General features: G+C 62.6%; 8 protein-coding genes and 1 other RNA gene. 8 read left to right on the plus strand and 1 reads right to left on the minus strand.

Annotated features, from left to right (window positions below; genetic code table 11):
- The 6 genes from ffs (at position 1) to EPO09_RS01390 (ending at position 4,253) form a co-directional block, all read left to right on the plus strand.
- An RNA gene (gene ffs / locus EPO09_RS01365) (signal recognition particle sRNA small type) lies at positions 1-99 on the plus strand.
- A gap of 126 nt (positions 100-225) precedes the next feature.
- Positions 226-741 (plus strand): GyrI-like domain-containing protein, encoded by a 516-nt coding sequence (locus EPO09_RS01370; RefSeq protein WP_290639420.1) that lies wholly within the window; start codon positions 226-228, stop codon positions 739-741.
- A 26-nt stretch (positions 742-767) separates the two neighbouring features.
- Positions 768-1,154, plus strand: coding sequence for an MAPEG family protein (locus EPO09_RS01375; RefSeq protein ID WP_290639422.1), 387 nt, complete (start codon positions 768-770; stop codon positions 1,152-1,154).
- A gap of 171 nt (positions 1,155-1,325) precedes the next feature.
- Positions 1,326-2,447, plus strand: a complete 1,122-nt coding sequence (gene aroB, locus EPO09_RS01380) for a 3-dehydroquinate synthase (protein ID WP_290639424.1) — start codon at positions 1,326-1,328, stop codon at positions 2,445-2,447.
- A gap of 24 nt (positions 2,448-2,471) precedes the next feature.
- Positions 2,472-3,599 (plus strand): deoxyguanosinetriphosphate triphosphohydrolase, encoded by a 1,128-nt coding sequence (locus tag EPO09_RS01385; protein WP_290639426.1) that lies wholly within the window; start codon positions 2,472-2,474, stop codon positions 3,597-3,599.
- A gap of 75 nt (positions 3,600-3,674) precedes the next feature.
- Positions 3,675-4,253, plus strand: coding sequence for a hypothetical protein (locus EPO09_RS01390; protein WP_290639428.1), 579 nt, complete (start codon positions 3,675-3,677; stop codon positions 4,251-4,253).
- A gap of 24 nt (positions 4,254-4,277) precedes the next feature.
- Here the strand turns inward: EPO09_RS01390 and EPO09_RS01395 are convergent, their stop codons facing one another.
- Positions 4,278-4,649, minus strand: a complete 372-nt coding sequence (locus EPO09_RS01395) for a hypothetical protein (RefSeq protein ID WP_290639430.1) — start codon at positions 4,647-4,649, stop codon at positions 4,278-4,280.
- A gap of 191 nt (positions 4,650-4,840) precedes the next feature.
- Here EPO09_RS01395 and EPO09_RS01400 point away from each other — a divergent pair, with 191 nt between their 5' ends.
- Positions 4,841-5,857, plus strand: coding sequence for a glycosyltransferase (locus tag EPO09_RS01400; protein WP_290639432.1), 1,017 nt, complete (start codon positions 4,841-4,843; stop codon positions 5,855-5,857).
- Between the two features lie 100 nt (positions 5,858-5,957).
- Positions 5,958-6,986: methyltransferase domain-containing protein (locus tag EPO09_RS01405; RefSeq protein ID WP_290639434.1), on the plus strand; the 1,029-nt coding region annotated here is incomplete at its 3' end.

The following is a 6,986-nucleotide window of genomic DNA, read 5'->3' on the forward strand; positions in this document are numbered from 1 at the left end:
GACGGGCCTCCCCGCATGGGGGTGCGGCCAACCGGGTCAGGTCGGGAACGAAGCAGCCCTAACCGATTACCTTCAGTGCCGGGGTTCAGGCTCGTCACCCCTATTCCATGCACACCCACGCTCAGGGGTGTGCATCATTTCCCGCTAACGCTGGTACTGTGATAACCGTCAACTTGGCGGCAAATCCACTACAGTGTCCTGTGATCAAACAACAGGACAGGGAACGTGAACAAACTGATCGCCGCCTTATCGGCCGCAACAGCTTGCCTGGCGGCACAAGCCAAAGACGTTGAACCCGAGCTGGTCAAGCAACCAGAGACAGTGGTCATCGCGGTTCGCACAGCCAACGGCACACCAGCAGCCTATGCCGAAGCGTTCGGCAAACTGGTCGGCTACTACGCTCAACCCAGCGCCAACGTGAAAGTGGTCTTTCCTCAACGCAGCATCACCATCAAAGGCACGAGTTATGCGGCCATTGCCGTGGCTGAAAAGCCGGCACATCCCTCGGGCGTTGAGTTGATCACCCTGCCGGCATGCCGCTTCCTGTCAAGGCACTACACCGGCCACTACGACGGTATCGAACCGGCCATCAATCAGATGGTCAACCAGGCACTTGCCACCGGCTGGCGCATTGATCAGGACTGCGGCGTCCGCATTCACCACCTGAACAGCCCTGACAACACCCCTATCGACAAGCTTCAGCACATCATCTATGTGCCTGTCGTTGGCCTCAAACCCTGATAACCGCGTCAACAAGGAGCGCCGCCATGGCCTGGATCGAGATCGTCACCGTCATTGCATTGCTTCAATACATCGTCTTTGGTGCCCTGGTCGGTCGCGCCCGTGGCAAGTACGGTGTGTCTGCACCAGCCGTCACAGGCCATGAGATGTTCGAGCGCTACTACCGCGTGCAGATGAACACGCTGGAATTGCTGGCGGTGTTCCTGCCTGCGCTCTGGCTGGCTGCACGCCACTGGTCGCCTGCCGTCATGGCGGCGATTGGCATGGTGTTCGTGGTCGGTCGCACGGTCTACCTGCGTTCATACACCACAGATCCCGCCAGCCGCAGTCTGGGGTTCGGCTTGAGCATCGGCCCGACGGTGATCCTGTTGATCGCGGGCCTGATCGGGGCCCTGCTCGCGGCCACGAGTTAAAGCCAGGCCTTGCCCCCCGTCTGCCGAACCTGAAGGTGGGCAGCAGAGCAGTGTTAAACTTTTCCAGAGGCGTTGATACACTCCTCATGCCCCCTGCGTCGCGGCCGGGACCGAACTTCCGCGAAGTTCGGGGCGCGTTCATCGCACCACTCTCGCCCGCACACCAGGCTCATGGCATCGACACCGCTCCCTCCCGCATCCGCCCCCACCTCCGGCAACACCCAAGTCAGCATCGACCTGGGTGACCGCAGTTACGACATCCTGATTGGCGGCGGCCTGCTGGTGGCGGACACCTTTGCCGGCCTGCCCAAATCGTCCAAGGCGCTGATCGTGACCAACACGACAGTCGGCCCGCTGTACACGGCCAAGCTGCGCGCTGCCCTCGCCCCCCATCACAAGACCGTGCTGGACGTGGAACTGCCCGATGGCGAGCAGTACAAGGATTGGCCAGCGCTAAACCAGATCTTCACCAAACTGCTGGAAGAAGCCGCTGACCGCAAGACCGTGCTGTACGCCCTGGGCGGCGGCGTGGTGGGCGACATGACCGGCTTTGCAGCCGCTTGCTACATGCGCGGCGTGCCCTTCGTGCAGGTGCCCACTACCTTGCTGGCCCAGGTCGATTCCAGCGTGGGTGGCAAAACCGCGATCAACCACCCTGCGGGCAAGAACATGATCGGGGCCTTCTACCAGCCCCAGCGCGTGATCTGCGACCTCGATACCCTCGACACCCTGCCACAGCGCGAACTGCTCGCCGGCCTGGCCGAGGTCATCAAGTACGGCCCGATCGCAGACGCCGAGTTCCTGAGCTGGCTCGAAGCCAATATGGACAAGCTGCTGGCCCGTGACCGCACCGCACTGATGCATGCCGTCAAGCGCTCGTGCGAGATCAAGGCCTGGGTCGTTGGTCAGGATGAAAAGGAAGCGGGCCTGCGCGCCATCCTGAACTACGGCCACACCTTCGGCCATGCGATTGAAGCCGGCATGGGCTATGGCGAATGGCTGCACGGCGAAGCCGTGGGTTGCGGCATGGTCATGGCGACCGATCTGTCTGCCCGCCTGGGCCTGATCGACGAGGCCACCGCGCAACGCATCCGCGCCCTGATCGAACGCACTGGCCTGCCTGTGAAGGGCCCTGACCTGGGCGCCGACCGCTACATCGAACTGATGCAGGTGGACAAGAAAGCCGAAGGTGGTGAGATCAAGTTCGTGGTCGTCGGGCCACTGGGGCAGGCCAATACCAGGTCTGCACCAGACGCCCTGGTCCGCGATGTGATCGCCGCGCACACCCGCTGATCGACTTCACGACAGAACAAGCCCATGTGGTTAGCCCCCTACGCCAGTCAGCCTGAGCAAACGAGGGGGCGCCGCTTCCCCGAGCCGCCCGCCCCCACCCGCAGCGACTTCCAGCGCGACCGCGATCGCATCGTGCACAGCACGGCGTTCCGGCGCCTGGTCTACAAGACACAGGTCTTCCTCAATCACGAAGGAGACTTGTTCCGCACCCGTTTGACGCACTCGCTGGAAGTGGCGCAACTGGGGCGCTCCATTTCCCGCTCACTGGGCTTCAACGAGGATCTGGTTGAGGCGATTGCCCTGGCGCATGACCTGGGCCACACGCCCTTTGGCCACGCAGGTCAGGACGCGCTCAACGAGTGCATGAAGGGCCATGGCGGCTTCGAGCACAACCTGCAATCGTTGCGCGTGGTCGACAAGCTGGAAGAACGCTACCCCGGCTTCGACGGCCTGAACCTCAGCTTCGAGACGCGCGAGGGCATCCTCAAGCACTGCTCCAAGGTTCACGCCGAGCTGCTGGAATCGCAAGAGCCCAACGGCGTGGGACGCCGCTTTCTGCAGGGCACGCAACCCAGCCTGGAAGCGCAACTGTGCAATCTGGCCGATGAGATCGCCTACAACGCGCACGACATCGACGACGGCGTGCGCTCCGGCCTGATCACCATCGAACAACTGGAAGCCGTGCCGCTGTTCGTGCGCTTCCGTGATGAGACCCTGTCCGAGCATCCACACGCCACCGGCAAACGTTTGCTGTTTGACACCATCCGCCGCATGCTCTCGCAACAGGTGTACGACGTGATCGACGCCACGCGCGCCCATCTGGCCGAGCACATGCCGCTGACGGCCGACGAGGCCCGCCGCTGCCCGCCACTGGTGCGCTTCAGCCAGCCCATGCGCGAGGCCAGCACGCAACTCAAGCGCTTCCTGTTCAAGGAGTTGTACCGCCATAGCCAAGTCAATGAAACCACGGCGCGAGCCAAGCAGGTGCTGATCGAACTTTTCAACGCCTACGTGGATCAACCTGAAACGATGCCGGCCGATTTTGCACGACGGGATGACCTGCACCGCTCGGTCGCCGATTACATTGCCGGCATGACCGATCGTTTCGCAGTGCGGGAGCACGAGCGCCTGACCGGGCGCAAACTGTTCTGAAACACGCGTCCGACTGTTCGTTCACTAAAATCAGCCGCTCGACGTCCGATAGAACTACAAGATTCAGAGAGCAACATGGTTTTACCCCGTTTCACATCTCCCGCCCGGCGCCTGACATGGGCTGCGAGCCTGCTGGCCTGCGCGCCATTGGCCCATGCAGCCGTGCTGGACTTTGAAGACCAGGTCTGCGCCAAAAACCAGCCCATCTGCAATGTGGGCCAGGTCTACCGCGCCAAAGGTTATGTGCTGAGCTATTCAGCAGCGCCGGATGACGAGCACCCGGTTGGGTTCCATGTGGTGGGGCGCCAATGGGCACCCAATGTGGGCGGCAGCATCGCCATGCTGGCCAACAGCTGCAATGCCACCACCACCCTCGCCTCCCAAACTGGCAAGCCATTCTCGGTGCTGACAATGGACCTGGCGGAGGCCAATGCCGACAGCCCCGTCCGTGTGACCTTCACCGGGATCAAGACAGACGGTACCACCGTGCGTCTGGCCGTTCACCTGGACGGCAAACCAGGCTGGCAACGCGTGATGCTGCCCGCCACCTTCTACAACTTGATGTCACTGCAATGGGTGCAGGGCGACTGTGTGGACAACAAATCGCACATGTTCGACAACATCCTGGTCATGCCGGGCATCTCGGCCCGATAAGGCGTCAGGCTGCCTGGAACGTCCTCAGAAGGTCAGCTCGTAGCGCATGGCCACGCCGTCGCGCTTGAAGCCTATCCGGTAGTTGTCATAGCAGATCTCGGCACGGCGGTTAAGGTGCAAGACACCTTGCTGCTGCATGCCCGGGCTTTGCGTCTGACCGGCAACGGGCTCCCACTCGATGCGGACATCCTTGAGTTGCTCGGACAGCAACTTGCCCACAAGCCTTGCCAAGGTCGGCACGGCAGACGCATGCCTGTCTGACTGTGGTTCAGAGGCCCTCAGGTGCGCCTGGACCGCGCTGACCTGCTGCACGACCTCCGTCTCTGCATCCTGAGCACGCGCAGTCACCATCATCGACATCAGGATCGACAACACGGAAATCAGTCGTACGCGCATGGGACTCTCCTGCATCGACTCGGATTGAGCTTAGTACCTTGAAGAGATTCTGCAATCAGGCGATCCCGGGGTAAGCCACCAGTAAAGGCCCTGCGGTGCCGCTATTTAGGTGTTGTCCCAGGCCCTGTTCAGGGGTTCAGCCCTCAAGTTCGTCGCCACAATGCCGAGCAACTCCCCTATCCGGACCACTCATGCCCCGCATTGCCCTGGTGATGATTGCGCGCAATGAAGCCCGCTGCGTCGCGCGTTGCCTGCGCAGCGTGCGCCCCTGGGTGGACGAGATGATCGTGCTGGACACCGGCTCGACCGATGACACAGTGGTACTGGCCCAGGCCGAAGGCGCTCAGGTCCACCACTTCACATGGATCAATGACTTTGCTGCAGCGCGCAATGCCGCCCTGGCGTGCAGCGATGCGGACTGGCACCTGGTGCTGGACGCCGACGAGACCCTGGCAGAAGGCGGCCCACTCATCGCCGCACTGCGCCATCAACAGCCAGACTTCATCGGGCGCATCGATGTGCGCAGCAGTTATGCCGCATCAGGTGCCACGCAGCAACAAGCCGCATCCAGCTGGCTGCCACGCGTGCTGCCCAAAGGCGTGCGCTACGAAGGCCGCATCCACGAACAACCCGTGTCCGCCCTGCCCCGCCAGGATCTGGCCGTGATCGTGCAACACGATGGCTATATGCCCGAGCAGATGCAAGCCAAGGGATCGCGCAACCAGCAACTGCTTCAACAGGCCGTGGCCGAGCGCCCGCAGGATGCCTATCTGCACTACCAGCTCGGCAAGGACGAGGAAGTGCATGACCGCTTCGATGCCGCCTGGCAGGCATATGCACCCGCACTGCAATTGCTGGGCACACAGGCCCGCCGGGATCCCCCATGGCGACATGACCTGATCCTGCGCAGCCTGTTCACGCTCAAGGCCCTGGGCCGACTCGATGAGGCCATCCACCTAGCCGAAGCCGAGATGCCCAACTGGCCCGATTCGCCGGATTTCTATTTCGTGCTGGGAGACGTGTTGCTGGACCTGGCAATGGCCCAAGCCGAGCAAGCCCACGAGATCTTGCCCATGGTCGAGAACGCCTGGCGCCAATGCCTGACGATCGGCGAGAACCCCGCGCTGGAAGGCGCCGTGCATGGCCGAGGTAGCTACCTGGCTCAGCACAACCTGGACCTGCTGCTCGGCACGATGGCTTCAATCTGAAGGGGGCCGCCCCATGCCAGCCCGCTCAGGCCGGGATTAACGCACGCTTCGCACACCTGATTGGCCGATCGCCCTTGGGCGAAAAGCCCATCATGGCAGTATGAATGCACCTGCCACTTTCAATGCGCCGCCCCCAGCTCTGATCGTGATCAGCGGTGGGGCACCTGCCTCCATCAGCAGCGAGCGCACCGCACGAGCGGCCTCGCCGGCCTTGCAAAAGCTGCTGGCGGCCCTGCCTGCGGCCTCCCGTGTGCTGGAAATGGGCTGCGGGCTGGGCGAACTGGCTCAAGCCTACAAGGCGCGGCACGGCGAGTGCCACTGGGTCGGCGTCAGCAGCCATCCGGTGATGCCTGGCCAGGTACACGCTGCCGTCAACCAGACTTTGAGCGTGGACCTGCACGCCAACAGCATCCTGCACATTGGCAGCAGCTTTGATCTGATCGTGGTCAACCGGCTGGAATGGTTGCCCAACGCCGCCAAGGTGCTGGCCGAACTGGGTGATCTGCTGAGCGCAGGTGGCAGCATGTATGTGCTGGCAGAAAACCACGCCTGTCTGTCGACGCTGGCGCATCTGATCGAAGCGGATCCGTCAACTGGCTGTGCAGCCTTGCCCGATGATCCGCAAAGCCTGGACCGTGCGCACCCACGCTTCCAGTCTCATTCGACCATCTTCAAGCTGCTGCTGGATGCGGGCTGGACACCCTCGCTGGCAGACCACCAGGCAGAGCCGCCTGCCGATGACAAGCTGGCCGCTGCGGTGCGCTACATGGGCGATGCCTTGGGCGTGCCACCAGGCTGCGCAGACCGCGTGCACCGCATGAAGCACTTCATCATCCACTGTCAACGCCAGTTCGATGATGTGGTGCCAGCTTCCTCGCAAGCCCTGTTCGATGTGGTCGTGCCCACGACCAAAGAACAGCAACTGCGCGTCAACGTGGAGCAATCGCCGGGGCTGCATGAAGTGCAGGCGCGCATCATCTCCTACCGCCACGCAGCCACGCCGGCCGAGGCGCTCACGCAATCGCTGCAGCATGTGAACAGCGACTGGGTGCTGCTGTGCCACCAGGACGTCTACTTCCCCAAGGGATTTGGCCAACGCCTCAATGCACTGCTGTCGACCATCTCTGCC

The organism is Aquabacterium sp. (genome assembly GCF_004297345.1).
Taxonomy (GTDB): Bacteria; Pseudomonadota; Gammaproteobacteria; order Burkholderiales; family Burkholderiaceae_C; genus Aquabacterium.

What these genes read in the sequence shown, in the direction of transcription:
- EPO09_RS01375 (WP_290639422.1), top strand. Translation starts at nt 768, where the DNA reads ATGGCCTGGATCGAGATCGTCACCGTCATTGCATTGCTTCAATACATC.
- aroB (WP_290639424.1), top strand. Translation starts at nt 1,326, where the DNA reads ATGGCATCGACACCGCTCCCTCCCGCATCCGCCCCCACCTCCGGCAAC.
- EPO09_RS01385 (WP_290639426.1), top strand. Translation starts at nt 2,472, where the DNA reads ATGTGGTTAGCCCCCTACGCCAGTCAGCCTGAGCAAACGAGGGGGCGC.
- EPO09_RS01390 (WP_290639428.1), top strand. Translation starts at nt 3,675, where the DNA reads ATGGTTTTACCCCGTTTCACATCTCCCGCCCGGCGCCTGACATGGGCT.
- EPO09_RS01395 (WP_290639430.1), bottom strand. Translation starts at nt 4,649, where the DNA reads ATGCGCGTACGACTGATTTCCGTGTTGTCGATCCTGATGTCGATGATG.
- EPO09_RS01400 (WP_290639432.1), top strand. Translation starts at nt 4,841, where the DNA reads ATGCCCCGCATTGCCCTGGTGATGATTGCGCGCAATGAAGCCCGCTGC.